At 70.5% G+C, this 23,832-nt stretch carries 26 protein-coding genes; 15 read left to right on the plus strand and 11 right to left on the minus strand.

All coding sequences use genetic code 11. The features are described from left to right. Nucleotides 1-70: 70 nt before the first annotated feature. Nucleotides 71-1,234 (plus strand): methyltransferase domain-containing protein, encoded by a 1,164-nt coding sequence (locus JTJ31_RS13385; RefSeq protein WP_207539153.1) that lies wholly within the window; start codon nt 71-73, stop codon nt 1,232-1,234. A gap of 263 nt (nt 1,235-1,497) precedes the next feature. Then, nucleotides 1,498-2,745 (plus strand): hypothetical protein, encoded by a 1,248-nt coding sequence (locus tag JTJ31_RS13390; protein WP_207539154.1) that lies wholly within the window; start codon nt 1,498-1,500, stop codon nt 2,743-2,745. Nucleotides 2,746-2,789: 44 nt separating this feature from the next. Here the strand turns inward: JTJ31_RS13390 and JTJ31_RS13395 are convergent, their stop codons facing one another. Both JTJ31_RS13395 and JTJ31_RS13400 read right to left on the minus strand, forming a co-directional pair. After that, nucleotides 2,790-4,247, minus strand: a complete 1,458-nt coding sequence (locus JTJ31_RS13395; RefSeq protein WP_207539155.1) for an MFS transporter — start codon at nt 4,245-4,247, stop codon at nt 2,790-2,792. Nucleotides 4,248-4,272: 25 nt separating this feature from the next. Next, a complete protein-coding gene (locus JTJ31_RS13400; protein WP_207539251.1) occupies nt 4,273-5,229 on the minus strand; it encodes an acetyl-CoA carboxylase carboxyltransferase subunit alpha in 957 nt (318 codons plus the stop codon). Between the two features lie 91 nt (nt 5,230-5,320). Between JTJ31_RS13400 and JTJ31_RS13405 the strand changes: the two genes are divergently transcribed. The 4 genes from JTJ31_RS13405 to JTJ31_RS13420 all read left to right on the plus strand — a co-directional run bounded on the left by JTJ31_RS13405 (nt 5,321) and on the right by JTJ31_RS13420 (nt 8,906). Then, the gene (locus tag JTJ31_RS13405) at nt 5,321-6,523 is read left to right on the plus strand and encodes a pyridoxal phosphate-dependent aminotransferase (RefSeq protein WP_207539156.1); all 1,203 of its coding nucleotides are present in this window, start codon (nt 5,321-5,323) and stop codon (nt 6,521-6,523) included. Beyond that, nucleotides 6,520-7,524, plus strand: coding sequence for a GNAT family N-acetyltransferase (locus tag JTJ31_RS13410; RefSeq protein WP_207539157.1), 1,005 nt, complete (start codon nt 6,520-6,522; stop codon nt 7,522-7,524). The genes JTJ31_RS13405 and JTJ31_RS13410 overlap by 4 nt, the downstream gene beginning before the upstream one ends. After that, on the plus strand, nt 7,521-8,021 hold the full coding sequence (locus tag JTJ31_RS13415) for a DinB family protein (protein WP_207539158.1): 501 nt from the start codon (nt 7,521-7,523) through the stop codon (nt 8,019-8,021). Before JTJ31_RS13410 ends, JTJ31_RS13415 begins: the two co-directional genes overlap by 4 nt. A gap of 66 nt (nt 8,022-8,087) precedes the next feature. Further along, nucleotides 8,088-8,906 (plus strand): manganese catalase family protein, encoded by an 819-nt coding sequence (locus tag JTJ31_RS13420; protein WP_207539159.1) that lies wholly within the window; start codon nt 8,088-8,090, stop codon nt 8,904-8,906. A 23-nt stretch (nt 8,907-8,929) separates the two neighbouring features. Here the strand turns inward: JTJ31_RS13420 and JTJ31_RS13425 are convergent, their stop codons facing one another. Next, a complete protein-coding gene (locus JTJ31_RS13425; RefSeq protein ID WP_207539160.1) occupies nt 8,930-9,418 on the minus strand; it encodes an SRPBCC family protein in 489 nt (162 codons plus the stop codon). Between the two features lie 53 nt (nt 9,419-9,471). Between JTJ31_RS13425 and rph the strand changes: the two genes are divergently transcribed. The 3 genes from rph to JTJ31_RS13440 are packed head-to-tail and all read left to right on the plus strand — an operon-like array spanning nt 9,472 to nt 10,976. Continuing rightward, complete coding sequence (rph, locus tag JTJ31_RS13430; RefSeq protein WP_207539161.1) at nt 9,472-10,188, plus strand: ribonuclease PH; 717 nt, start codon at nt 9,472-9,474, stop codon at nt 10,186-10,188. Beyond that, nucleotides 10,185-10,787 carry an RdgB/HAM1 family non-canonical purine NTP pyrophosphatase gene (rdgB, locus tag JTJ31_RS13435; RefSeq protein WP_207539162.1) on the plus strand — a complete coding sequence of 201 codons (603 nt, stop codon included), beginning with the start codon at nt 10,185-10,187 and terminating at the stop codon, nt 10,785-10,787. The genes rph and rdgB overlap by 4 nt, the downstream gene beginning before the upstream one ends. Beyond that, nucleotides 10,788-10,976, plus strand: a complete 189-nt coding sequence (locus tag JTJ31_RS13440) for a hypothetical protein (protein ID WP_207539163.1) — start codon at nt 10,788-10,790, stop codon at nt 10,974-10,976. Nucleotides 10,977-11,058: 82 nt separating this feature from the next. Here the strand turns inward: JTJ31_RS13440 and JTJ31_RS25005 are convergent, their stop codons facing one another. Genes JTJ31_RS25005 through JTJ31_RS13470 form a run of 6 tightly spaced genes read right to left on the minus strand, consistent with a single transcriptional unit; the run spans nt 11,059 to nt 16,599 of the window. Then, nucleotides 11,059-11,877, minus strand: coding sequence for an energy transducer TonB (locus tag JTJ31_RS25005; RefSeq protein WP_207539164.1), 819 nt, complete (start codon nt 11,875-11,877; stop codon nt 11,059-11,061). Further along, nucleotides 11,874-12,290: a TonB system transport protein ExbD gene (exbD, locus tag JTJ31_RS13450; RefSeq protein ID WP_207539165.1), complete on the minus strand. Its 417-nt coding sequence runs from the start codon at nt 12,288-12,290 to the stop codon at nt 11,874-11,876. Before exbD ends, JTJ31_RS25005 begins: the two co-directional genes overlap by 4 nt. Nucleotides 12,291-12,294: 4 nt before the next feature. Further along, the gene (gene exbB / locus JTJ31_RS13455) at nt 12,295-12,969 is read right to left on the minus strand and encodes a tonB-system energizer ExbB (protein ID WP_207539166.1); all 675 of its coding nucleotides are present in this window, start codon (nt 12,967-12,969) and stop codon (nt 12,295-12,297) included. Continuing rightward, the gene (locus tag JTJ31_RS13460) at nt 12,969-13,652 is read right to left on the minus strand and encodes a Fe2+-dependent dioxygenase (protein WP_207539167.1); all 684 of its coding nucleotides are present in this window, start codon (nt 13,650-13,652) and stop codon (nt 12,969-12,971) included. Before JTJ31_RS13460 ends, exbB begins: the two co-directional genes overlap by 1 nt. After that, on the minus strand, nt 13,652-15,814 hold the full coding sequence (locus JTJ31_RS13465; RefSeq protein ID WP_207539168.1) for a TonB-dependent receptor: 2,163 nt from the start codon (nt 15,812-15,814) through the stop codon (nt 13,652-13,654). The genes JTJ31_RS13460 and JTJ31_RS13465 overlap by 1 nt, the downstream gene beginning before the upstream one ends. 14 nt (nt 15,815-15,828) lie before the next feature. Next, a complete protein-coding gene (locus JTJ31_RS13470; RefSeq protein WP_207539169.1) occupies nt 15,829-16,599 on the minus strand; it encodes a tetratricopeptide repeat protein in 771 nt (256 codons plus the stop codon). Between the two features lie 47 nt (nt 16,600-16,646). Here JTJ31_RS13470 and JTJ31_RS13475 point away from each other — a divergent pair, with 47 nt between their 5' ends. The 3 genes from JTJ31_RS13475 to folE all read left to right on the plus strand — a co-directional run bounded on the left by JTJ31_RS13475 (nt 16,647) and on the right by folE (nt 19,271). After that, complete coding sequence (locus JTJ31_RS13475) at nt 16,647-17,708, plus strand: zinc-binding dehydrogenase (protein WP_328805736.1); 1,062 nt, start codon at nt 16,647-16,649, stop codon at nt 17,706-17,708. Then, nucleotides 17,705-18,577 (plus strand): lipid A biosynthesis lauroyl acyltransferase, encoded by an 873-nt coding sequence (locus JTJ31_RS13480; protein ID WP_207539170.1) that lies wholly within the window; start codon nt 17,705-17,707, stop codon nt 18,575-18,577. The genes JTJ31_RS13475 and JTJ31_RS13480 overlap by 4 nt, the downstream gene beginning before the upstream one ends. 88 nt (nt 18,578-18,665) lie before the next feature. Next, on the plus strand, nt 18,666-19,271 hold the full coding sequence (folE, locus tag JTJ31_RS13485) for a GTP cyclohydrolase I FolE (protein WP_207539171.1): 606 nt from the start codon (nt 18,666-18,668) through the stop codon (nt 19,269-19,271). 12 nt (nt 19,272-19,283) lie between these two features. Here folE and JTJ31_RS13490 read toward each other — a convergent pair whose 3' ends face one another. Continuing rightward, on the minus strand, nt 19,284-20,096 hold the full coding sequence (locus JTJ31_RS13490; RefSeq protein ID WP_207539172.1) for an alpha/beta fold hydrolase: 813 nt from the start codon (nt 20,094-20,096) through the stop codon (nt 19,284-19,286). Nucleotides 20,097-20,196: 100 nt separating this feature from the next. Here JTJ31_RS13490 and JTJ31_RS13495 point away from each other — a divergent pair, with 100 nt between their 5' ends. Both JTJ31_RS13495 and JTJ31_RS13500 read left to right on the plus strand, forming a co-directional pair. Beyond that, the gene (locus tag JTJ31_RS13495; RefSeq protein WP_207539173.1) at nt 20,197-21,063 is read left to right on the plus strand and encodes a class I SAM-dependent methyltransferase; all 867 of its coding nucleotides are present in this window, start codon (nt 20,197-20,199) and stop codon (nt 21,061-21,063) included. Between the two features lie 286 nt (nt 21,064-21,349). Then, complete coding sequence (locus tag JTJ31_RS13500) at nt 21,350-22,108, plus strand: hypothetical protein (RefSeq protein ID WP_207539174.1); 759 nt, start codon at nt 21,350-21,352, stop codon at nt 22,106-22,108. Between the two features lie 28 nt (nt 22,109-22,136). Here JTJ31_RS13500 and JTJ31_RS13505 read toward each other — a convergent pair whose 3' ends face one another. Next, nucleotides 22,137-22,730, minus strand: coding sequence for a histidine phosphatase family protein (locus JTJ31_RS13505; protein WP_207539175.1), 594 nt, complete (start codon nt 22,728-22,730; stop codon nt 22,137-22,139). Between the two features lie 109 nt (nt 22,731-22,839). Between JTJ31_RS13505 and JTJ31_RS13510 the strand changes: the two genes are divergently transcribed. Next, nucleotides 22,840-23,802, plus strand: a complete 963-nt coding sequence (locus JTJ31_RS13510) for a tripartite tricarboxylate transporter substrate binding protein (RefSeq protein ID WP_328805737.1) — start codon at nt 22,840-22,842, stop codon at nt 23,800-23,802. The last annotated feature ends 30 nt before the right edge of the window (nt 23,803-23,832 follow it).

Consider the following 23,832-nt stretch of genomic DNA (forward strand, 5'->3'; position numbering starts at 1 on the left):
GCGTCCGCGGCGGCTTTCGCCCCTCGGACCCCCCGTGTCAACTTCGTGGGGAGCCTGTAACCCGGATGGCATGAGGATCACCGCCGAAGACCTGCTCCGCCGCGGTGCGGAGCGCCACCGCGCCGGCGACATCGCGGGGGCGGAAGGGTTCTACCGCCGCGCCATGCGCCTCGCCCCCGGACATCCGGATGCGGAGAACCTGCTGGGCGTGGCGGCGCGGCAGCGCGGGGACCTGCGGGTGGCGCTGGACCACGCGGCGCGGGCTGTGGCGGCGATGCCGGACTCCCCCCTGTTCCTCAGCAACCAGGGCGCGGCGTTGGCCGAAGCGGGGCAGCTTGGCCCTGCCATCGCGGTGATGCAGCGCGTGCTGGAGATGCGCCCGGATGACGCGGTGACGCTGCGGAACCTCGGCCAGGCGCTGACGGCGGCGGGGGAGGCCCAGGCAGCGTTGGCTCCGCTTCGCGAGGCGGTGCGGCTGGCTCCCTTGCCGGAAGTTTGGCTGGCTCTCGCCCATGCGCTGAAGGAGGCGGGCGAGCGGGACGAGGCGCGGGAGGCGGCACGGCGCGTCTCCGGCCCGCTTTCCGCCCAGGCCGGGTTCCTGCTGGCCGCGTTGGGCGAGGGCGAAGCACCGCCCCGCGCCCCCGCCGCCTATGTGCGGGAGCTGTTCGACGCCTTCGCTCCGCGCTTCGACGCGGAGCTGGAAGGGGCGCTGGGCTACCGGACGCCCGCCCTGCTGGCGGCGATGCTGGAGGGGCGCAAACCCGGCCGTGTGCTGGATCTGGGATGCGGCACGGGCCTGTCTGGCCTGGCGCTGAAGCCTTTCGCCACGCGGCTGGAAGGGCTGGACCTGTCGCCCCGCATGCTGGCCGAGGCGCGGGGGCGTGGGATCTACGACGCGCTGCACGAGGCCGACCTGCTCGAGTTCCTGCCGAAGCGACCGGCCGCGTGGGATGTGGTGGCGGCGGCGGACGTGCTGAATTACCTGGGCGACCTCGCCCCCGCCTTCTGCGCCATCCGCAAGGCGTTGCGGCCGGGTGGCACGGCGGTGTTCAGCTTGGAGCGCGGCGAGGCCCCGGTGGCGCTGCACGAGGGGATGCGCTTCCGCCACAACCCGGATCACGCGGCGCGGCTCGCGGAGAAGGCAGGTCTGCGCGTGGAGGAGCGGCGCGATGCCGCGCTGCGCCAGGAGAAGGGCGTGGAGGTAGCAGGGGTGCTGTTCAGGATGAGGCGATAGGCGACCTGCCGGCCCTGGCCTGCGAATTTCCCTTGTCAACGAATTTGACAAAATGAAAGCCGCGTGCGGTGAAGTCAGAATACGACTTTGATCTAAATAAGAAAATGTAGCGGCATAAAAAATGCTAGTTCCTTGGGGCCGGGGGCAACCTTTTGAGATTCCTGAAGAGGATCCCTATGGACTCCAGATCTTTGTTTCGCGGTTGCCGACGTCCCCACGCGGCGTTCGGCGTCCTATCCACATTGCTGTGCAGCGCAGCGCTCTTGGCGCCGCAGTCCGTTCGCGCAGCCCCTACCGTCAGTTCACCCTTCGAGCAGCTCTATAACCTCGGCACGAATACGATCGGCTTCAATCCGGGGCAGTACATCCGGCTTGGCGCGACCGTCACTTCGGTCACGGGTCCGAACGGTACCAGCAATAATCTGGATGTGATCCGCACCGAACTCCTGCCGGCCAACGGCGGCTTCGCCCAAGCGAGCACCACGAATCTCGTGACGGGCAATCCAGTTCTGCGAACCATGAACTATGCCGGTTCGCCGGCGATTGGCGCGCTCTACACGGCCTTTGCCGCGGACAACCCGGCCCTACGAGGCCCATGGACGCTGAGCTTTAGTGACGGATCAGGCACTACCAGCCGGACGACCCAAGCCATCCCGCAGGGTGCGACCCAGACGCCCTTCGTGCAAAGCGTCGCCGTAACTGGGGCCGGAAACAACCCGACCTTTTCCTGGGCTCCGCCCCCCGGGACCACCGTAAACGGATATCGCATCAACATTTACGACCAGGGCCAGATTAGCCCAACCAGCCCAAACGGGTTGGTCCTCTCGCAGAACTTTGCACCCAACGTGACGTCCTTGAGTCTATCGAGCTTCGCAAACCAACTGCCAGCTGGTTACAACATCGACGGCTCCAGCAAGAAGACGATCGAGATCAACCTGCTGCAGACGCGTGACGGCGGCAGTTCGAACCTGAGCAACCCCAATGTCCTTGCCCTGTCGCGCGTCTTTGCCGACTTCACGACGACGAACACAGGCAACGTGCAGGTCTACCTGCCCACGGCTTACGTGAATGGCGCAAAGGTCTTTGATTTTGCGGTCCAGCCGGGCGTGACCTACCATATCGACCCGATCCCGGCGACGGGCTACGTCTACGAGATCGGCGCGGGCGATCCCAACTTCGCCTCAGTCACCCTGCCCGACGAGCAGAGCGATCCTTACCAGCTGTCCTTCATGTGGGGCGGGCTGAGCTTCCTGGAGACGGTGCTGGGCGGAGTGGAGTATTTCTTCCCCGCCGGCGGCGTGTCGCAGTTCACCGTGACGGGCATCGACTCCAGTCTCTTCACCGCCTTCATTACGGGGCTCAGCTTCACCGGTGCTGGGCAGTTTACGGGCACGCAAACACCCATTCTCCCGGACGGGCCAACGCCCGTACCCGAGCCAGGAATGCTGTGGCTGCTCGTCCTGGCCTCCCTGGGACTTTGGGGCGTTTCGCGTCGCACCGCCGGCGCGTGAGAGGAGAGGGGCGGCGCAGGAGGTGGCGTCGCCCCGCGAGTTCTTCAGATCCGCCGCAACGGCACGCGCCAAGCCAGCACCGTGGCGATGCCGCCCATCACCGCCGCTCCGGCGAAGAGCGAGCGGAACCCCTCCGCCAGCGCTGCTGCGAGGACGGCGCGCTCCGCCTCCGGCATCGCGCCGAGGGCGGCGCGCCCGCCCTGGATGGCGGCGCGCACCCGCTCGGCGAGACCAGCCTCGCCCAGCGCCAGCGTGCCGAAGAGCAGTGCGCCCAGCAGCGCGGTGCCGGCGGCGGCGCCTAGATTGCGCATGAACTGCACGCTGGCCGTGGCGGTGCCGAGCCGCCCCGGGCCCGCCGCCACCTGCACCGTGGTCTGCACGGCAGGGAAGGAGGTGCCGAAGCCGACGGAAACGAGGCCGAGCAGCCAGGGCAGCACCGAAAGCGGCACGCGCCCGGCGCCAAAGGACAGGAAGCAGAGGATCAGCGTGGAGACGGTCAGCCCCACCGAAGGCAGCAGCATGTTGCGCCCGGTGCGCGCCATGAACAGGCCGGAGCCCAGCGCCCCGAGCCCGCCCCCCATGCTCATCGGCAGCAGCATCAGCCCGACCGTGGCGATGGGCACGTTCCGCACCACGGAAAGATAGAGCGGCAGGAAGGAAATCATCGCCACGAGGGTCGCGGCGATGAAGGAGGAGAGAGTGTTGGTGCGCCACACCGTCGCCTCGCCCAGCACGGAAAGCGGCAGGAGCGGGTCCCGCGCCCGGCGCTCGGCGCGCAGCAGCAGCAGCAGGGCGAGGATGGCGAAGGCCACGCCGAGCGCGGCCAGCACCCAGTCCAGCCGCTGCACCCGGTCCAGCATCGCGACCAGCGCCACCACGAACAGCGTGAACAGCGCCACGCCCGGCGCGTCGAAGGAGAAGCCGCCCCCGCCGGGCCGACGCGGCAGGCGCGTGGTGGCGAGCAGGCCGAGCAGCGCCAGCGGCAGGCCGAGCAGGAACACCGCCTGCCAGCCGTAATGTTCCGTCAGCCAGCCGCCCACCGTGGGGCCGAGGGCGGAGGCGGACATGAAGCAGGCCACGAGATAGGCCTGGTACTGCCCGCGCTCGCGCGGGGGCAGGCTTTCCCCCACCACCGCCATGGCGAGGGTGAGCAGCGCCCCGCCGCCGATGCCGTGAACGAGGCGCGCCAGCAGCAGAAGCTCGAAATTGGGGGCGAAGGCGGCGGCCAGCGCGCCGGAACCTTGCAGCAGGAAGCCCAGCACCGTCATGCGCCTGCGGCCGAAGGCATCGCCCAGCCGGCCGAAGACCGGCGCGGCGACCGTGGCGGCGATCAGGTAGGCGACCACGACCCAGGAGATGCGCTCCACCTCGCCGAAGCGGGCGGCCATGGCGGGCAGGGCGGTGGCGGTGATGGTCTGGTCGATGGCGGCGGTGAAAATCGCCAGCGCCACCGCCGGGAAGGCGCGCAGGAAGGCGCGGTGGCTTTCCGCCTTCACCGCCATGGCGCGGTTCCTTCCGCGCCCGTCTTCACGCGACGGCGCTTCGGCCCATGTCCAGGAATTTCTCGCGCCGCCTTGCCTTCAGCGTCGGCCCGTCCAGCGCCAGAAGGGGCTCCAGCGCGTTCGCCACCGCGTCGCCCACCGCGGCGATCGTCGCGGCGCCATCGCGATGTGCGCCGCCCACCGGCTCCTCAATGATCTCGTCGATCAGGGCGAGGCGCTTGAGGTCCTCGGCGGTCAGGCGCAGCGCCTCGGCCGCCTGAGGGGCGAGGGCGGCATCGCGCCACAGGATGGAGGCGCAGCCCTCGGGCGAGATCACGGAATAGATGGCGTGCTGCAGCATCAGCACCCGGTCGGCGGCGGCCAGCGCGATGGCGCCGCCCGAACCGCCCTCGCCGATCACCGTCGCGACGAAGGGCACGGGGGCATCGAGTCCCGCCTCGATGGAGCGGGCGATGGCCTCGGCCTGTCCGCGCGCCTCGGCCTCGATGCCCGGGAATGCGCCGGAGGTGTCCACGAAGCTCAGGATGGGCAGGCCGAAGCGGCCCGCCAGCTCCATGATGCGGCGGGCCTTGCGGTAGCCCTCGGGCTTGGCCATGCCGAAATTGTGCTTCACGCGGGTGTCGGTGTCGCGGCCCTTCTCCGTGCCCAGCACGGCCACGGCGCGGCCGCGGAACCGGCCCAGCCCGCCGATCACGGCGGCGTCGTCGGCGAAGGCGCGGTCGCCGGCCAGCGGCGTCCATTCCTCGATCAGCCCGGCCACGTAGTCGAGGCATTTCGGCCGCTCGGGATGGCGGGCCACCTGGGCCTTCTGCCAGGGCGTCAGCTTGGCGTAAGTGGCGGCGAGCAGCTTCTCCGCCTTGTCGCGCAGCTTCGCCACCTCCTCCGCCACGTCGATGCCGCCGGCATCGGTGGTGCGGCGAAGCTCCTCCACCTTGCCTTCCAGCTCGGCGATCGGTTTCTCGAAATCCAGGAAGTGGCGCATGGCGCGGCGTGATAGCGCAGCCCCGCCCATCTGGCGACAGGGGCGGGCGCGGCCTATCCTCTCCGGCCTTTCCATGACGCAGGATTCATCCATGCCCGCCCTCGCCTCTCGCCTCGCCGATGTCCAGGTTTCCGCCTCCGTCCTGATGGGGATGAAGGCGCGCGAACTGGCGGCGAAGGGGATTAAGGTGATCTCGCTCACCTCCGGCGAGCCGGATTTCGCCACCCCCGCCCATGCCATCGAGGCGGCGCACCAGGCGGCGCTGAATGGCGATACGAAGTACCCGCCCCAGGGCGGCACGCCGGCGCTGAAGGCCGCGATCCGCCGCAAGTTCAAGCGCGACAACGGCCTGGACTACGCGGATGACGAGATCCTGGTCACCAACGGCGGCAAGCAGAGCATCTACAACGCCTTCATGGCGACGCTCGATCCGGGCGACGAGGTGGTGATCCCCGCGCCCTACTGGGTGTCCTATGCCGACATGGCGAAGGTGGCGGGAGGCGTGCCGGTCACCGTGTCCTGCCCACAGAACAACGGCTTCAAGCTGCGCCCGGAGGATCTGGAGGCTGCGATCACCCCCAAGACCAAGTGGGTGATGCTGAACTTTCCCAACAATCCGACCGGCGCCGCGTGCTCCCGCGCCGAGATGAAGGCGCTGGCCGAGGTGCTGCTGCGCCACCGCCATGTCTGGGTGATGACGGACGACATGTACGAGCACCTCGTCTATGACGGCTTCGAGTTCTGCACGATCGCCGAGGTGGAGCCGCGGCTGAAGGACCGCACGCTGACGATCAACGGCGCCTCCAAGACCTATGCGATGACCGGCTGGCGCATCGGCTTCTGCGGAGGGCCGAAGGAGTTGATCAAGGGCATGTTCAACATGCAGGGCCAGGCCACCTCCGGCGTGTCCACGGTCGGGCAGGCGGCGGCGGCGGCGGCGCTGGACGGGCCGCAGGATCTGGTGGCCGAGCGCGCGGCCGAGTACCGCGAGCGCCGCGACTTCGTGGTGGATGCGCTGAACCAGGCCCCCGGCATTGCCTGCCACAAGCCCGAGGGCGCCTTCTACGTCTTCCCGAACATCGCCGCCTGCCTCGGCAAGACCACCAAGGGCGGCAAGCGCATCGAGAACGACACCGACTTCGCCCTCGCCCTGCTGGAGGAGGCGCATGTCGGCGTGGTGCAGGGCGCGGCCTATGGCATGTCGCCCTATGTCCGCATCTCCTACGCCACGGGCATGGAGGAGCTGCGCGAGGCCATGGTGCGCATCCAGGAATTCTGCCGGGGTCTTTCGTGAGCGAGGCGGCGCTGCTGCCCGCGCTGCGCGACGGCACGGACGCGGACGCGCCGCACTACATCCGCCTCGTGGGCGAGGCCTGGGCCGAGTACCCGTCCATCGTCTTCGACGTGGACGGGGAACTGCCCGAGCTGCGCGCCCTGGCCAGCCACTTCGCCGCGCGCGGCGGCAAGGTCTGGCTGAGCGAGGACCGGCATGGGATGATCGCCGCGCGCCCGCTGCGCGACGATGGCGCCTGGGAGATCTGCCGCCTCTATGTGGACAAGGCGGCGCGCGGCACCGGCCTTGCGCATCGCCTGCTGGCCGCCGCCGAGGCGCATGCGCGCGCCGAAGGGGCGGAGCGCATGGTGCTGTGGACCGATACGCGCTTCGCCGCCGCGCATTCCTTCTACGAGAAGCGCGGCTATGTGCGGCAGGGCGCGATCCGCATCCTCGACGACCTCTCGAAATCGCTCGAGTTCCGCTACGGCAAGCCGGCGAAGGGCCTCGTGGTCGAGGCACTGGACGCGGCGGCGGCAGCGAGCGCGGAGCGGCGGCTAGCGGAGATCCTGGTGGATTGCGTGGCCCAGGGGGCGAGCGTCTCCTTTCTCGCGCCGCTTTCCCTCGAGAAGTCGCGCCAGTTCTGGAAGCGCGTCTCCACCGAGGTGGCGCAGGGGCAGCGCGTGCTGCTCGTGGCCTGGCTGGACGGGGCGCTGGCGGGGACGGTGCAGATCGACCTCGCCATGCCGGAGAACCAGCCGCACCGCGCCGATGTGGGGAAGCTGCTGGTGGACCCGGCGCATCGGCGGCGCGGCATCGGCACGGCGTTGATGCGGCGCGCCGAACAGGCGGCGGAGCGGCTGGGCCGGCGCCTGCTCGTTCTCGACACGCGCGAGGGCGATTTGGCGGAGCCGCTGTATCGCGAGCTGGGCTGGCAGGAGGCGGGGCGTATTCCGGGCTTTTCCCTGGACGAGCAGGGACGCGACTATGCCACCATCTTCTTCTGGAAGCGCATCGGATGATCACGCCGCGATACGTCCAGACCATGGCCGCCTACAACAGCGAGATGAACCGCCGCACCTTCGCCGCGGCCGACACGCTGGATGAGGCGCAGCGCCGCGCGGAGGACGGGGCCTTCTTCGGATCCATCCACGGCACGCTGTCCCACCTGCTCTGGGCCGACGCGATCTGGATGCATCGCTTCGCGGGGTGGGAGGCCCCGGAGGGCGGCATTCCGGGCAGCGCGAGCCTGCACCCCAACTGGGACGCGATGCGCGCGGCGCGCTTCGCCCTCGATGCGCGCATCGAGGGATGGGCGGCGGACATCGCACAGCCCTGGCTGGACGCCGATTTCACTTGGACCAACAGCAGGGGCAAGGTGCGGACCTCCTACGCGGCCCTGCTGGTCATGCACGTCTTCAACCACCAGACGCATCATCGCGGGCAGGTCCATGCGTTGCTGACGCGGCACGGCGCCCAGACCGCCGACACCGACCTTCCCTGGGTGGTGTCCGGTTGAAGCAAGGGCAACTGTTCGGAGGCTGAAGTATTCCCCGGCATTCAAATGCGGCCGGAGGAAGGCACGATGTTCTATCAGGATGGCAAGCTTCAGTACCGGGTTCGCGTCGAGCGCCCGAACCCGATCTTCGCCCGCGCGCTGCAGCAGGCGATCGGCGGGGTCGAGGGCGAGATCCGCGTGATGATGCAGTACCTGTTCCAGGGCTGGGGTGCGCGCGGCCCCAAGAAGTACCGGGACATGCTGATCAACACCGGCACGGAGGAGATCGGGCATATCGAGATGCTCGCCACGGCCGTGGCGCTGAATCTGGAGGGCGCGCCGCTCTCCATGCAGGAGGACGTGGCGAATGACGGCGTCGCCGGCGCCGTGCTGGGCGGGATGAACCTGCGCCACATCCTGTCCACTGGCCTCGCCGCCACGCCCGAGAACTGCAACGGCGTGCCGTTCAACGCCAGCCACGTCTATGCCAGCGGCAACCTCATGGCGGACATGTATGCCAATGTCACCGCCGAAGCGACGGGGCGCGTCCTGGCCACACGGCTCTATGGTATGACGGATGATCCGGGAATGAAGGACATGCTGTCCTTCCTGATCGCGCGCGACACCATGCACCAGCAGCAATGGCTCGCGGTGATCGACGAGCTGGGTGGGTCGGCTGGCCTGCCCATCCCCAATTCCTTCCCGCAATCGAGCGAGACGACCCAGTTCTCCTACGCCTATCTCGGGCACCACAAGGACGGGGTCATCCCCGAGGGGCGCTGGAGCCAGGGTCCATCCATCGACGGCAAGGGCCAGTTCGAGCCTATGATCTCCGAGCCGCTGGGCGGCGAGCCGGAGTTGGCGCGGCCGCGCCCGGACTCCGGGGCGCAGTCCGAGCAGATGTGACGGGGCGCCGCGCCCGCGTCGCCTCAGCCGGCGATGCGGGCGTAGCGCGCCAGCAGCAGCGGCCAGCCGAGTTGGCTGGACATTTCCTCGCGATAGGCGGGGCCGGCCTCGCCATGGTTGCGGAACCCGGCATGGGTGAGCTCCACCCGCGTCCGCGCCCCTTCCGGCCGGAAGGCCACCGAGACGAAGGAGGCGCGGGCCGGGTCGGGCTGCGGGGTGCGGTCGGGGCCGATCTGCCAGGTGAAGGCCAGGAAGCGCGGCGGCTCCCACACGGTCACGCGGCCCCAGTCGCAGCGGAACTCGTGGGGGCCGATCTCGAAGCAGGCGCCGCCTTCGGCCGGCTCCATGCCGATCCGCACCAGCCCGTCCCCGGACCAGGAATACTCTGGTGGCCACCACCGGCCGAACCCATCGGTGAAAAGGCGGAAGGCCGCGGCGGGCGGCAGGCCGACGGTCACTTCGTGGCGCGTCTCGTCCTCCAGGCCCTGCGGTGCGGATCCACCCCTGGTCATGCCAGCCTCATTGCCGTTTAAAGCGCCCCATCCATTACGAAGGTCATCATAGCATGCGCCCTTCCGGCCGCACCCCCGAGGTCCTCCGCCCCGTTTCCATCGAAACCGGCATCGCGAAGCACGCCGAGGGCTCCTGCCTGATCCGCGTCGGCAATACCGAAGTTCTCTGCGCCGCCAGCGTCGAAGGGCGGGTGCCGCCCTTCATGCGGAACCAGGGCCTGGGCTGGGTGACGGCGGAATACGGCATGCTGCCCCGCGCCACCCACACGCGCGGCGACCGCGAGGCGGCGCGCGGCAAGCAGAGCGGCCGCACCCAGGAGATCCAGCGCCTGATCGGCCGTTCGCTGCGCGCCGTGACCGACCGCAAGGCGATGGGCGAGATGACCATCACCCTGGATTGCGACGTCATCAACGCCGATGCCGGCACGCGCTGCGCCGCGATCACCGGTGCCTGGGTGGCGCTGCACCTGGCCTTCCAGCATTGTGTGCGCACCAACATCATGTCGGCCATCCCGTTGCGCGACCACGTCGCCGCCGTGTCCTGTGGCGTCGCGAACGGCGAGGCGATCCTCGACCTCGACTATGCCGAGGACAGCACGGCCGAGGCCGACGCCAACTTCGTGCTCACCGGGTCTGGCAACCTGGTGGAGGTGCAGGCCACGGCCGAGGGTGCGCCCTTCAGCGAGGCGCAGTTCCTGGCCATGCTGGACCTGGCGCGGGACGGTGTCGCCGCGCTGGTGGCGAAGCAGCGCGAGGCCGTAGGGGGATGAGGTGCCTCGCCCCCGGCAGGCTGGTGCTGGCGACGCATAATGTGGGCAAGCGGCGGGAATTTGCCGCCCTGCTCGCCCCGCACGGGCTGGAGGTCGTTTCCGCGGGGGAACTCGGCCTGCCTGAGCCAGCGGAAACCGGCAACAGCTTCCGGGAGAATGCGGCGATCAAGGCGCTGGCGGCCGCGCGCGCCACCGGCTTGCCTGCCCTGGCGGATGATAGCGGGCTTGCGGTCGAAGGCCTGGGCGGCGCGCCCGGCGTCTGGACCGCCGACTGGGCGCAGCGCCCGGATGGCACGCGCGACTACGCCTCCGCCATGGCCCGCATCGCCGCGGAGGATCGCTCGCAGGAACGGCGCTGCGCCTTTGTCGCCGTGTTGGTCCTGGCTTGGCCGGACGGGCACACGGAAAGCTTCGAGGGGCGCTGCGAAGGACGCTGGATCGACCCGCCGCGCGGCGGGAACGGCTTCGGCTATGACCCGCTCTTCGTGCCGGAGGGCGAGACGCGCTCCTTCGGCGAGATGACGCAGGAGGAGAAGTCACGCTTCTCCCACCGCGCCCGCGCCTTCGCCGCGCTGGAAGCGGCCTGCCTCGCAGGCTGAATGGATCCGCTGCTGCGCCTGACGGTCGAGATGGCGCGGTGGCTGCGGTGCCCGCCTTCGCGGCCGCACCTCATCGCCATGGCGGCTGCCGCGATCCTCATCGTGGTGGTGGTGGCGGCCGAGCGGATCTGGGGCTGGCCCGAGGCGCTGACGGTGGACCGCGTGGGGCGCATCCAGCGGGCGCCGTGATCCCCGGCCCGCGCGGTGGGGAAGTCTTGCGCGGGCCGGGGCGGGGAACGCGGCATGAGGCAAGCCGCGCGCCAGGGGACGGTCAGCGCAGGTGGAAACGGATCGGCACGGTGAGGGTGAGCGGGTCGCCCGGAAGCTCGGGCGGCGGCGCGGGGAGCGGCGAGGCACGCAGCGGCACCGCCGTCGCCTCGCTGTCGAGCTCGGGTGAGCCGGAGGAGCGGGCGAGGCGGGTCCCCTGCACCCGGCCCGAGCGGTCCATGGTGAAGGTCACCAGGGCGACGCCCTGTTCCCGCCGGTAGCGCGACGTCTCCGGATAGCGCAGCGCGCGCTGCAGCCGGCCCATCAGCTCGCCCTGCCAGCTGGGCACTGCGTTCGGGCGGCCGGCGGGCGCTGCCACCGGGCCGGGCGGCGCGGCGGGCGCTGGCACCGGTGCCGGAGCGGGCGCGGCGACAGGCGCCGGGACCGGCGCAGGGGCTGGGCGCGGACGCGGTGCGGGGCGCGGCGGCGGGTTGGGACGAGGCGGCGGCGGAGGGCGCACCGGCTCGGCCGGGACCGGCGCGGGGGGCGGCGGCTCGGGCAGAAGCGGCTCCGGCTCCGGGATGGGCTCGGGCGGGGGCGGTTCCGGCGGAGACGGCTCAGGCTCCGGCGGCGGGGGTTCTGGCTCCGGCGGTGGTGGCTCTGGCGGAGGCGGCTCCGGCGTCGGCAGGGCCGGGGTGGGCTCCGGTGCAGCGGCAGCCTGGTTGAGGGCTTCCTCCTCGGCGGGCAGCGGCTCCAGGTCCAGCAGGATGGGTTCGGCCGCCGGCTGTTCCGGCGCGGTGGGGGAGAGGGTCGCGAGGCCGGCCAGCGCCGCGCCATGCAGCGCCAGCACCAGGACGAAGCTGCCCGCCCAGCGCCCGTTCACCGCTGCTCCAGACCCACGAGGGCCACGCGGGTCCATCCGGCGCCGCGCAGCAGATTCAGCACCTCCATCACCTCGGAATAGGGGACGGTGCCGTCGGCGCGGACGAAGACGCGGCCCTCGCGGTCGCCCTCGAAGGCGGATTCCAGGGCGGTGGCCAGCGCCTCGCGCTCCACCGGCGCCTCACCGAGATGCAGGGCGCGGTCGGCGCGCAGCGTCAGGAAGACCGGCTTGTCCGGGCGCGGCTGCGGCACGGCGGCGGCGGAAGGCAGGTTCACCGGCACGTCCACCGTGGCCAGCGGCGCCGCCACCATGAAGATGATGAGCAGCACGAGCATCACGTCGATGAAGGGCGTGACGTTGATCTCGTGCGCCTCGGCGAGGTCGTCATCCTCGCCGCCCAGCTGCATGGCCATGAGGCTACTCCGCCACCACGCGCAGCGGGCGGGCCGGACGCCCACCCTGATCCAGCGTGCGCGACAGCAGGCGCATCACCTCCGTCTCGGCATCGGCCATCAGCGCCTTGCGGCCGGCGATGGCGCGGGCGAAGGCGTTGTAGAGCACCACGGCCGGGATGGCGGCGACGAGGCCGATGGCCGTGGCGAGCAGCGCCTCGGCGATGCCCGGCGCGACGACGGCGAGGTTGGTGGTCTGCGACTGCGCGATGCCGATGAAGCTGTTCATGATGCCCCACACCGTGCCGAACAGCCCCACGAAGGGGGCGGTGGAGCCGATGGTGGCGAGCATGCCGGTGCCGCGCGACAGGCTGCGGGCATTGTTGGCGATGATGCGCTGGAGGCGCCACGCCGTGCGTTCCTTGACGCCCTCGGGGCCGCCGGGGGCCGTCATCACCTCGTCGCGCGCGGCGGCAAGCAGAGGGGCGCAGGGCCCGGAAAGCGTGGCATCCAGCCCCTTGGAGGCGCGCAATGCCACAAGGTCCATCCGCGCGCGGCGCGTGAAGCCCGACAGCTCCAGCCACTTGGCGAGCGCCACGGTCCAGCACAGCACGGAGGCGAGGACGAGGCCGCCCATCACCGCCTTCACCACGAGGTCGGCCTGGACGACCATGTCCCAGGGGGAAAGGTGCATTTCCATCAGCAATCCGCCCAGCGTCGCAGGAGGTTGTGGTAGGTGGCGGTCAGCTGCACCGGACCCGGATGGCCGGGCGGCAGGTCGCCGCGGATGCGCTGGATCGCCATGTCGAGGTCGAAGAGCAGCGTGCGCTGCCCGTCGTCGCGGATCATGCTCTGGATCCAGAAGAAGGAGGCGACGCGCGCGCCGCGCGTTACCGGCTCCACCTTGTGCAGGCTGGTGGAGGGATAGATCACCGCGTGTCCGGCGGGCAGCTTCACCCGGTGCTCGCCGTAGGTGTCCTCCACCACGAGTTCCCCGCCGTCATATTCCTCCGGCGCGGCAAGGAAGAGGGTGCAGGACACGTCGGTGCGGATGCGCGACGCCGTGCCGGTGATGCCGCGGATCGCGTTGTCCACATGGGCCCCGAATTCCATTCCCACGCCGTAGCGGTTGAAGAGCGGCGGGAAGACCCGCGCCGGCAACACGGCCGAGATGAAGAGCGGGTTGCGCTCCAGCGCCTGCAGGATCATGTCGCCCAGCGCCCGCGCCTCGGCGGAGTTCTCGGGCAATTGCTCGTTGTTCTTGACCTGTGCGGATTGGTGGCCGGCCGTGGCGCGGCCATCCACCCAATTGGCGCGGTCCATGACGGACCGCGCCTGTGCCACCTGCTCGGGGCTGAGCAGATCGGGGATCTGCAGAAGCATCAGAACCGCGCGCCGAGGGTGAAGACGAAGGTCCTCCCCGTGCCGGGGATGGTGTGGGCGGTGTAGACCGTGTCGTAGGTGGTCGCGTTGGCGAGGTTCAACGCGTTCACCTGCATGCGGATCCCACGCAGCGGCCCTTCCGTCGGTGCCCAGGCGAGGGCGGCGTCGTAGCGGATATAGGAAGGCACGCGCACCGTGTTGGTGTTGTTGCCGTAGCGGTAATCCACGAAGGAAAGGCCGCCGCCGATCTGGAACCCGTACGGCAGGTCATAGGTGGTCCAGAGGCTCGCCGTGTTGGGCGCGGCATTGGTGAACTCCTTGCCGACCTCCGCCGGGACGCGGGAACGGGTGATCTCCGAGCGCAGATGGGTGAAGCCGGCCAGCACGTTCCAGTTGGGCGTGATACGGCCCGCGGCCTGGATCTCGAACCCGTCCACCCGCGCCGTGCCGTCCAGCGTCGTCAGGTTGCCGGCGGGGTCGGAGGTGCGGGCGTTGGTCTTCTCGATGCGGAAGATCGAGCCGGACAGGCGCAGCCCGCTCGTCACCTCCCACGAGCCGCCTAGCTCGTAGGTGACGTTCTCCTCCGGCGGCAGGGCGGCGTTGTTGGCGGCCAGCGTCAGGCTCTCTGCCGACGGGTTGAAGGACGTGCCGTAGGAGAAGTAGGTGCGGACTGAAGGGATGGGCTTGAAGATCGCCGCCGCCCGCCAGGAGAAGGCCTCGTCCAGGCGGGAGAACTGGCGCTGCGCCGGATTGGTGGCGGAGCGGTTGTTGTAGGTCGCGTCGAACCGGTCCCAGCGCCCGCCCAGCATCAGCTCGAACATCTCGCCGAACTTCATCTGGTTCACCGCATAGGCGGCGAAGGTGTTGGCGACCGTCTTCACGTCGGAGCCGATGCCGTAGGTGATCGGCGCGGTCGCGTAGAAATTGGGATCGAGCAGCGACGCGTTGGGGCGGCCATTGGTGGCGGCGGCAAAGGCGTAGCGCGTCGCCTCGGAGGATTCGCGCGCGATCTCCACCCCGGCGAGGAGGTTGTGCTGCACGAAGCCGGTGCGGAAGCGGGCCACCACCTCGGTCTGGTTCAGCAGCAGGGAGTCGTAACCGCGCCGCACCTGCGGCTCACGCCGCACCAGGACCTGGTCCAGCGGCGTGGTGAAGGCGTTGAAGGCCGCGCCGGTCGTGGTGGTGGCGTTGATGCGCGGCGCGGTGGCGTTCAGGTAGCGCGACCAGGCGCCGTAGCGCGTGAGGTTGCGCACCGTCACCGCGTCATTGATCTGGTGCGACAGGCGCAGCGTGACGACATCCGTCTGCGTCCTCTCGCGATCCTGGTTGTTCAGCCCGTAGAAGGTGGAGCGGCGCACGGGTGCCGGGCGCCCATTGATGAAGGGGATGCCCAGGTCGGGGACATTCTCCTCTTCCTGGTGCAGCCAGGAGATCGTGGCCTGGGTCGGCCCGCCGAGACCCCAGGTGACGGAGGGCGCGACGCCCCAGCGCGACTGGTAGACGTGGTCACGGCCGGCGGCGTTGATGTGCGACCCCATCATCTGCACGCGCGCGGCGACGTTGCCCGCGTGCAGGTTCACGTCCGACGTCGCGCGGAACCCGCCCGGCGTATAGGCGGAGAGGTTCAGCTCCCCGAAATTGCCGGCGCGCGGCAGGCGAGAGGTCTGGTTGATGATGCCGCCCGTCGAGCCGCGCCCGAAGGCGACGGAGGAGGGGCCCTTCAGCACCTCGATCGAGTCCATGAAGAACGGGTCGCGCGAATACTGGCCGAGGTCGCGCACGCCATCGATGAAGAAGTCGCCGCGCGCGGAGAAGCCGCGCAGCGTAAGCGCGTCGCCGGAGAACCCGCCCTCGCCGGCGGAGAGCGAGATGCCAGTGACGTTGCGCAGCGCCTCGCGGACGGAGGAGGCGGCGCGTTCATCCATGATCTCGCGCGGGACGACGGTGATGCTCTGCGGCGTCTCGGCGACAGTGGTGGGCAGGCGGACGACGGGCTGCGCGTCGCGGCGATAGGGCGAGGGGGCCTGGGTGGAGACGTCCAGTTCCGGCAGGGCCAGCGAGGTCGAATCCCCCTGCGCCAGCGCAGCCGGCCCGGCCGCCAGCCCCAGCATGGCGAGGCCCAGCGTCGGCTGCAGGGCAGGAAGTTCGGGGCGAAGGCTCATCGAGCAGGTCCTCGTCAGGCGCGAAAGGTTGCGCAGTTGATAACGCGAGTGAGAATCATTCGCAAGAAGGGGGCGTCCTGCTCCGGCGTCTGCTCGCTCCCGGCGTCCAGCCGCGCCTCGACCTGTACGGCCAGGGCGCGCAACTCAGCCTCCGGTGCCTCGCGCAGCCCGGCGGCGAGGGAGCGGAGGAAGCCCGGCGTGCCGGAGGCGGCGGCGCGGGTGAACCAATGCGCTGCCTCTGCCCGCCGGCCTTCGTCGCGCAGCGCCTGGGCGTGGTTGCACATGCCGCGGAAGTCGCCGCCCTCGGCGGCGCGGCGGTAATGCGCGCGCGCCGCGACGGGATCGCGCGGCGTCGCCCACCCTTCCTCCAGGAAGCGGCCGACGAGGTTGATCGCCTTGGCATGCCCCTGGGCGGCGGCCGCGCGGTACCAGCGCAGCGCCTCCGCCATGTCGCGCTCGCACCCCGCGCCGCGGGTGAGGAGGTTGGCGAGGTTGTACTGGCCCCAATCCAGCCCGGCCTCGGCGGCGCGGCGGTAAAGGGGGAAGGCGACAGCCGGGTCGGCATCCGTGCCCCAGCCATTCTCGTGGCACCGGCCCAGCATGTTCAAGGCCGCCGGGTCCCCGGTGGTCGCGGCGACCAGGAACCAGCGGAAGGCGGCCTGCGGATCGCGCGCGACGCCATGCCCGTCCAGCAGGGCTTGGCCGAAAAGAAGCTGCGCCTCGACATGGCCTCGTCGTGCGAGGGTGGCGAGGTGTTGGGCTTGTTCCGATTCGGAAGCGGACATGCCGCGCTTAGAGTGCAAATGCGAATAATTCGCAAGATGGCCCCGGGGTGCCGATCCGCGCGCTTCCTGCTATCGCCCCCGCCATGCGCGCCCTCCAGCTTTTCGCCGATCGCGACCTCCGCCTCCGCGACGATGCCCCGCCCCCGCCTGCCCCCGGGCCCGGCGAGGTGCGGCTGGCCATGCGGGCGGTGGCGCTGAACCACATCGACGTGTGGGGCTGGCGCGGCATGGCCTTCGCGAAACGCACCCTGCCCATCTCCGTCGGCGCCGAGGGTGTTGGGGTGGTGGAATCGGTGGGCGAGGGCGTCGCGGCACTGCGCCCGGGCCAGCGCGTCGTCCCCTATGGCGGCATGGTCTGCGGCACCTGCCACGCCTGCCGCGAGGGGCGGGAAAACCTCTGCGAGAACGTGTCCGGCGTGCGCGGCTTCCATGTGGACGGCTTCGCCCAGGGCCTGGTTACCCTGCCGGCGCGGCTTTGCGTGCCCGTGCCCGACGGCGTGACCGACGAGGACGCTGCCTGCGCCGGCATCACCCTCGGCACGGTGCAGCACATGCTGTTCGACAATGCGCGGCTGGAACCCGGCGAGGTGGTGCTGGTCCATGCGGCTGGCAGCGGCATCGGCACCGCCGCCGTGCGCATGGCCAAGGCCATTGGCTGCACGGTGATCGGCACGGTGGGAGACGAGTGGAAGGCGCGGAAGGCGCGCGAACTCGGCTGCGACCACGTGGTGAACTACAATGTAGACCGCTTCGAGAGCGTGGCGCGGCGCGTCACCGGCAAGCGCGGCGTGGACGTGGTGTTCGAGCACGTGGGCGCCTCCACCTGGCAGGGCTCGCTGCTGTCGCTCCGCATGGGTGGGCGGCTGGTCACCTGCGGCTCCACCTCCGGCGTCTCGGCCGAGACCAACCTGATGATGCTGTTCCAGCGCCAGCTTCGTCTCATTGGTTCCTTTGGCTGCAACCTCCGCAACGTGGGCGAGGGGCTGGCGAAGATGGCGGAGGGCATCCGCCCGGTGCTGGACACGGTGCTGCCGCTGGAGCGCTTCGGGGAAGGACTGGCGCGGCTCGAGTCGCGCAACGTCTTCGGCAAGATCATCGTCACGCTGTGAGGGATTTCGCGGAACGCCTGCTGGCCTGGCTAATCCGGCTGGCCTTCGCCGCGCTGCGCGCGCTGGGGCCGGATCATGCCTCGGCGCTGGGCGGCTTCGTGACGCCGCGCATCGGCCCCCTCACCCGCAACCACCGCCACGCGATGGAGAATCTCCGCCTCGCCTTCCCGGAGCGCAGCGAGGCGGAGCGGGCGGCGATCGCACGCGAGGCCTGGGAAAACCTGGGCCGCACCACCTGCGAATACGTTCACCTCGCCGCGCTGTTCGACGTGGAGGGCGGACGCGTGGAGGCGGATGAGGCGACCTTCGCCCGCTTCGCCGCGCTGAAGGCGAGCGGCAGGCCGGCCTTGGTCTTCGCAGCGCATCTCGCGAACTGGGAATTGCCGGCGGTCGCGGCGCACCGCATGGGCCAGCCCGCCGCCATCCTCTACCGCACGCCCAACAACCGTCATGTCGCCGCCGACATCATTGCCCTGCGAGCGCCCATCATGGGGCAGCTGATCCCCGCCGGCCTCGCTGCGCCGATCCGCATGGCCGAGGCGCTGGACCAGGGGCTGACGCTGGGCATGCTGGTGGACCAGCGCTTCGGACGCGGGCCGCGCGTGCCCTTCTTCGGTGTCCCCGCCGCTTCCAACCCCTTCCTGGCGCGGCTGGCACGGCGCTTCGAGGCGCCGGTGCATGGGCTTCGCGCCATCCGCCTGCCCGGCAACCGCTTTCGCCTGGAACTGACCGAGGCGCTGGACCTGCCGCGCGACGCGGGAGGCAAGGTGGATGTGGAGGCGACGACGGCGCTGGTGAACCGCATCATCGAGGGCTGGATTCGCGAGCATCCAGGGCAGTGGCTCTGGATGCACCGGCGCTGGCGATGAAAACGGCGCTTGCACCATGCCCCAAGCCCCCCAATCTGGGTGCGGACCGGGGCCGGATGGTTCCGCAGACAAGGAACACGACGACGCCATGACCGAGTCCAGCTCCGAACGCCCGAGCCGCGAGGAAGCGGAACGCGCGGTGCGGACCCTGCTGCTCTGGGCCGGGGACGACCCGGACCGCGAGGGGCTGCGCGAAACCCCTGCCCGCGTCGTCCGCTCCTACGAGGAATTCTTCGCCGGCTATGACGTGGATCCGGTGGAACTGCTCGCCCGCTCCTTCGAGGAGACGGAGGGCTACGACGAGATGGTCGTGCTGCGCGACATCCGGCTGGAAAGCTATTGCGAGCACCACATGGTGCCCATCATCGGCCGCGCCCACGTTGCCTACCTGCCGCGCGGCCGCGTGGTCGGCATCTCCAAGCTGGCGCGGGTGATCGAGATCTATGCGAAGCGCCTGCAGATCCAGGAGAAGCTGACGGCGCAGATCGCCAATACGATCGAGGATGTGCTGAAGCCGCTGGGCGTCGCCGTGGTGCTGGAGGCGTCGCACCAGTGCATGACGACGCGCGGGGTGCACATGCCGGGCGTGTCCATGGTCACCAGCCGGATGCTGGGCGCCTTCCGCGACAATGACAGCACGCGGCGCGAGTTCCTCGCGATGATCCAGGCGCCCCGCGCCCCGTTCGAGGGCTGACGCGACGAAAGGTCAGGCGGCGGGCAGGAGGGCGCGGCGCGCGGCCGGGCCGCAAGTCTCGCGGATAATTTCAGCGACCTCCTCCGGCTGGTCCCAGTGGATGTAGTGGCCGGCTTGCGCCACCCAGCGCAGCCGCGCGCCGGGAAAGGCGGCCTGGGCGCGCTCTGCCTGGCGCGGCAGCATCACTCGGTCCTCCCGGCCCCAGAGGATGGTGAGCGGCGCAGGCAGGGCCTGGCCGGGGGCGAGACCTTTCTGCATCGGCCCCACCAGCGTCTCGCGCAGCAGCGGGTCGGTGCCCGGCGAGGTCGCCTCGCTCCGGGCCTCGTCCAGCGCGACATCGGCGGGCACGGCCCAGGGCCGGGCACAGAATTGCGCGAAGAGCAGGGCACGCGTCGCCGGCAGGGCAGCGATGGCCGGCAGGAGCGGGCGCACCAGCCGCAGATTGGCCAGCCCGGCGGACAGGTTGCCGGCGATCCAGCCGCGCTCCCACCCCATCCAGAACCCGCCGGGCGCCAGCGCCACGACCGGTCCCGTGGCGCCCCGGCGCAGCATGTCCAGCGCGATCTGCCCGCCCATGGAGATTCCGGCCACGGGCGCACCGCGCAGCCCTTCCTGCTCCATGAAGCGCAGCACGGCATCCACCAGCGCGGGGAGCGACATCCCGGCTTCCGGCGGCGGGGTCCGGCCGAAGCCCGGCAGATCGGGGATCACGAGTTCGAAATCCTTGGCCAGCCGGGCCTGCACTGGCGCCCATGTCCGGTGGTTGCTTCCCAGCCCGTGCAGCAGGAGAAGCCGCGGGCCCTGGCCTGCGCGGATGTGGTGCATGGCGTTCCTCGGCAATGGCCGCGGAACGCCCCCCTTCCAGGCCGGGTTGCCCAGTGCCGCCCTGCGCCCCCAAATGGCGGGATCACCCCCGGAGCAGATCATGGACCGACGCGCCTTCCTTCTCGATGGGCTCCGCCTCTCGCCGCCCCGCATCATCGAGATCGGCGCCTCCATCTCTCCCATCGCGCCCAAGCGGGAAGGCTGGCCGACAATCGTGGTGGATCACGCCCCGGCCCCGGAACTGCGCGAGAAGTATGCGCGCGAGAACGCGGCGGCGATCGAGGAGGTGGACGTGGTGTGGCAGGGCGGCCCGCTGCACGAGCGTTTCCCGCAAGACAGCCACGGCACCTTCGATGCCATCATCGCCTCGCACGTCATCGAGCATCTGCTGGACCCGGTGGGGCTGCTGCTCTCGGCGGACCGGCTGCTGAAGCCGGATGGGCGGCTGATCCTGGCCGTGCCGGACAAGCGCCTGTGCTTCGACGCCATGCGTCCCGTCTCCACCACCGGGCAGATGCTGGCCGCGCATCTCGCGCCCCGACGCAAGCACGGCATCGGCGCGGTGTTCGACAGCACCGCCTATTCGTCGCGCCGCACGGATGGCGAGGCGAAGCCCTGGCTGAAGGGCGAGGCCGTGCCCTTCGAGCTGATCTCCGCCCCCTTCGAGGTCCATGCGCTCTGCGCCGGCTACAGCGAGGCGGAGGGCGCGTATCACGACGTCCACGCCTGGACCTTCACCCCTGCGAGCTTCGCCCTGGCGGTGCTGGAATTGCGCGCGATGGGGCTGAGCCCCTGGCGCATCAAGGACACGCACGAGCCCGGCGGGGTGGAATTTCTCGCTGTGCTGGAGCGCGCCATCACCCCCATCCCGCCGCGCGAGGAGATCCAGCGGAAGCGGAAGGCGCTGATGCTGCGGATGCTGGCGGAGATCCGCGACCAGGCGAACTGGCTGCTCGGCCCCGCCTAGGCTGCACAGCAAGGCCGGCAGCCGAGAACAGGCAGCTTCTTTCGCGTCGCCCTGGCGGGGCGTGGCTGAAGGGCCACGCGTCCTTCCCGTTTCGTGGCCGCGCCGACACGTTCGGCGCAATCGGGCGTTCCCTCGATTGGCAGGAGCACTCCCGCCACCCCCTCACAGCGCCCCTAGCGAAGGAGGTTGCGATGCGCTTCTTGCGGCGGTTCTGGTCCTGGCTGACGAATGATGGCTACCGGCCCGAGCGCCGGTACATGCGAAGCGGGCGGGCCCGACCGGCCGAATGAGGCGCTTCCTTCCCCACGTCACGCTGCTTGCCCTGCTGATGCCGATGGCGCCCGCCCTGGCACAGGAGGACGGGCTGCGCCCCACCGCGGACACGCCCTTCTCCGTCCGCTCGGCCTATCCGCAGGAGCGGGGCCGCATGGCGCTGCAGGGCTTCTACGGCTATGCCCGCGTGCCCAGCACGCGCGCGCATGAGGTGCTGCCCAGCCTGCGCCTGGGCGTCGCCGAGGGGTTCGAGTTCCGGCTCGACGCCAGCCACAGCTTCCGCGACGACCGCGACCAGACGACGATCACGCCCGGCTTCCGCTGGCGGGCGCTGGAGCAGCAAGGCTGGCGCCCGGCGGTGGCGATCCTGGGCCAGGTTTCGGCCCCGCTCACCAGCCGCCCCGGCACGGAGACCGAGCTTTCGGTCATCACCAGCCATGTCACAGGGCGCGGGCCGGGGAATTGGGGTCTGCACCTCAATGCCGGCTGGGTGGCGCGGCCCGATCCGGCGGGCAATGAGCGGCGGCACGGGCACAGGCTGGGCGCGGCGGTGAGCCACGTGCTGAACCGCGACACGCTGCTGGTCGCGACCATGCTGCACGAGACGGGGGAGCGCGGGCAACGCGACCTCCATCTGGTGGAGGCCGGGTTCTCCCGCCGACTCAGCGAAGGGCTCGACCTCGCTTTCCTGGCCGGAACCGGGCTGAACCGGGACTCGCCGCGGCTGCGGCTGCGGATCGGGCTGAAATACAGCTTCTCCCTCGGCTGGTAGCGCGGCGCGGAGGCGGCCCGGCGGCCGCTCAGCTTCCGATCAGCTGCTGGGCGGCGAGGAAGCCCAGGAAGCGCCAATCCGTGCCGGAAGGCCGGAACAGCCCCATGGCGCCCTCAGGGAATTCCGCCTGCGACAGGGAGCGGCCAAGGATCATCCCCATCGGAACGATATGCCCCACCAGCACGCGGTTGCCGCCCGGGACCGTCTGGCTGAGCAGGCGCGAAACCTCTGCTGCGTCGGCGCGCGCATCGCCCGGCGTGTAGTCGTCGGCGATCAGGGCCGGGATGACACGCGCCGCGCCGAAGGCGAGCTCCGCCGTGTCGCGGGCGCGGAACACCTCGCTAGACAGCACCTCCGTCACCGGGATGCGGTGGCGGCGGAAGGCCGCGCCCAGCGCGGCGGCCTGGGCGCGGCCTTCCGCACTCAGGTTGCGCTGCCCGGAGCGGTCCCCGCGCCGCCCGGTGTCGGATTGGCTGCGGTCGGTGATGGCGTGACGCAGGTAGAGATTCAGCCCGCCCCCACGCAGCAGCGCGACTCCTTCCTCCGTCGGGAGGAAGCCGGACTGGGCGCGGGCGGGTTGTGAAAGGAAGGCAGGCAGGGCGAGGAGGGCGCGGCGTCGCATCCTTCTTCCCTGCCGTCACGTGCCGGCGGTGGCAAGGCGGCTTCCGGGCTTGCCGCGACGCCGCACCAGCGCGATAGGAGCCGCAACCATGCTTCAACGAGGAAATGCCGTGATCCCGCTTCGCCGCCGCGCCGCGCTGTCCTTGCCTTTCGCCGCACTGGCCGCGCCCGCCTATGCGCAGACCTTTCCCTCCCGCCCCATCCGCATGCTGGTGCCCTGGGCGCCGGGCGGCACCACCGACGTGCAGATGCGCGCCCTGTGCGAGCAGGCCTCGCGCCGTCTCGGCCAGCCCATCGTGGTGGAGAACCGCTCGGGCGCCGGCGGCGTGCTGGGCGCGCAGGCGCTGCTGACCGCGCAGCCCGACGGCTACACCCTGTCGCAGATGCCGATCAGCGTGTTCCGCCAGCCGCTGATGAACTCGCGCGCGCTCTTCGACCCGCTGAACGACTTCACCTATGTCGTCCACGTCACGGGCTACCTGTTCGGCACGGTCGTGCATCCCGAATCGCCCTGGCAGACCATGACGCAGCTGGTGGAGCACGCGCGGGCCAACCCAGGCCAGCTGAACTACGGCACGCCGGGCGTCGGCACCTCGCTGCACCTGACCATGGAGCAGATCGCGCGCAACCAGCGCATCGAGTGGACGCACGTGCCCTTCCGCGGCTTCGCCGAGAACATCCAGAGCCTGCTGGGCAAGCAGACGCAGGTGCTGGCCGACAGCTCGGGCTGGAGCCCGATGGCCGAGGAAGGCCGGGTGCGCGTGCTGGCGACCTGGGGCAACACCCGCGCCAAGCGCTTCCCCAACATCCCCACGCTGAAGGAGCAGGGGATCAACATCGCCTCCATCAGCCCCTATGGCCTCGCGGGCCCGAAGGGCATGGACCCGAACGTGGTGCGCCGGTTGCACGACGCCTTCCGCGAGGCGATCTTCGACCCCACCCATGTCGCCGTGCTGGATCGTTACGACATGATCCCGGACCACAAGGATCCGGCCGACTACGTCGCCTTCGTCCGCCAGACCATGGCGGAGGAGAAGGAGCTGATCGACGCGCTGGGCATCCGGCTGAGCTGAAGCCCCGGCAACCGGCAGGGCGTTGAAGAG

It is taken from the genome of Sabulicella rubraurantiaca, assembly GCF_017355885.1.
In the GTDB taxonomy this organism is placed as follows: domain Bacteria; phylum Pseudomonadota; class Alphaproteobacteria; order Acetobacterales; family Acetobacteraceae; genus Roseococcus; species Roseococcus rubraurantiacus.

Coding starts and splice junctions, on each gene's coding strand:
- rdgB (WP_207539162.1), top strand. CDS start 10,185: ATGAGGTGCCTCGCCCCCGGCAGGCTGGTGCTGGCGACGCATAATGTG.
- JTJ31_RS13415 (WP_207539158.1), top strand. CDS start 7,521: ATGATCACGCCGCGATACGTCCAGACCATGGCCGCCTACAACAGCGAG.
- JTJ31_RS13395 (WP_207539155.1), bottom strand. CDS start 4,247: ATGGCGGTGAAGGCGGAAAGCCACCGCGCCTTCCTGCGCGCCTTCCCG.
- JTJ31_RS13400 (WP_207539251.1), bottom strand. CDS start 5,229: ATGCGCCACTTCCTGGATTTCGAGAAACCGATCGCCGAGCTGGAAGGC.
- JTJ31_RS13460 (WP_207539167.1), bottom strand. CDS start 13,652: ATGCTTCTGCAGATCCCCGATCTGCTCAGCCCCGAGCAGGTGGCACAG.
- folE (WP_207539171.1), top strand. CDS start 18,666: ATGACCGAGTCCAGCTCCGAACGCCCGAGCCGCGAGGAAGCGGAACGC.
- JTJ31_RS13420 (WP_207539159.1), top strand. CDS start 8,088: ATGTTCTATCAGGATGGCAAGCTTCAGTACCGGGTTCGCGTCGAGCGC.
- JTJ31_RS13405 (WP_207539156.1), top strand. CDS start 5,321: ATGCCCGCCCTCGCCTCTCGCCTCGCCGATGTCCAGGTTTCCGCCTCC.
- JTJ31_RS13465 (WP_207539168.1), bottom strand. CDS start 15,814: ATGAGCCTTCGCCCCGAACTTCCTGCCCTGCAGCCGACGCTGGGCCTC.
- JTJ31_RS13385 (WP_207539153.1), top strand. CDS start 71: ATGAGGATCACCGCCGAAGACCTGCTCCGCCGCGGTGCGGAGCGCCAC.
- JTJ31_RS13490 (WP_207539172.1), bottom strand. CDS start 20,096: ATGCACCACATCCGCGCAGGCCAGGGCCCGCGGCTTCTCCTGCTGCAC.
- JTJ31_RS13500 (WP_207539174.1), top strand. CDS start 21,350: ATGAGGCGCTTCCTTCCCCACGTCACGCTGCTTGCCCTGCTGATGCCG.
- rph (WP_207539161.1), top strand. CDS start 9,472: ATGCGCCCTTCCGGCCGCACCCCCGAGGTCCTCCGCCCCGTTTCCATC.
- JTJ31_RS13495 (WP_207539173.1), top strand. CDS start 20,197: ATGGACCGACGCGCCTTCCTTCTCGATGGGCTCCGCCTCTCGCCGCCC.
- JTJ31_RS13425 (WP_207539160.1), bottom strand. CDS start 9,418: ATGACCAGGGGTGGATCCGCACCGCAGGGCCTGGAGGACGAGACGCGC.
- exbD (WP_207539165.1), bottom strand. CDS start 12,290: ATGGCCATGCAGCTGGGCGGCGAGGATGACGACCTCGCCGAGGCGCAC.
- JTJ31_RS13440 (WP_207539163.1), top strand. CDS start 10,788: ATGGATCCGCTGCTGCGCCTGACGGTCGAGATGGCGCGGTGGCTGCGG.
- JTJ31_RS13505 (WP_207539175.1), bottom strand. CDS start 22,730: ATGCGACGCCGCGCCCTCCTCGCCCTGCCTGCCTTCCTTTCACAACCC.
- exbB (WP_207539166.1), bottom strand. CDS start 12,969: ATGGAAATGCACCTTTCCCCCTGGGACATGGTCGTCCAGGCCGACCTC.
- JTJ31_RS13470 (WP_207539169.1), bottom strand. CDS start 16,599: ATGTCCGCTTCCGAATCGGAACAAGCCCAACACCTCGCCACCCTCGCA.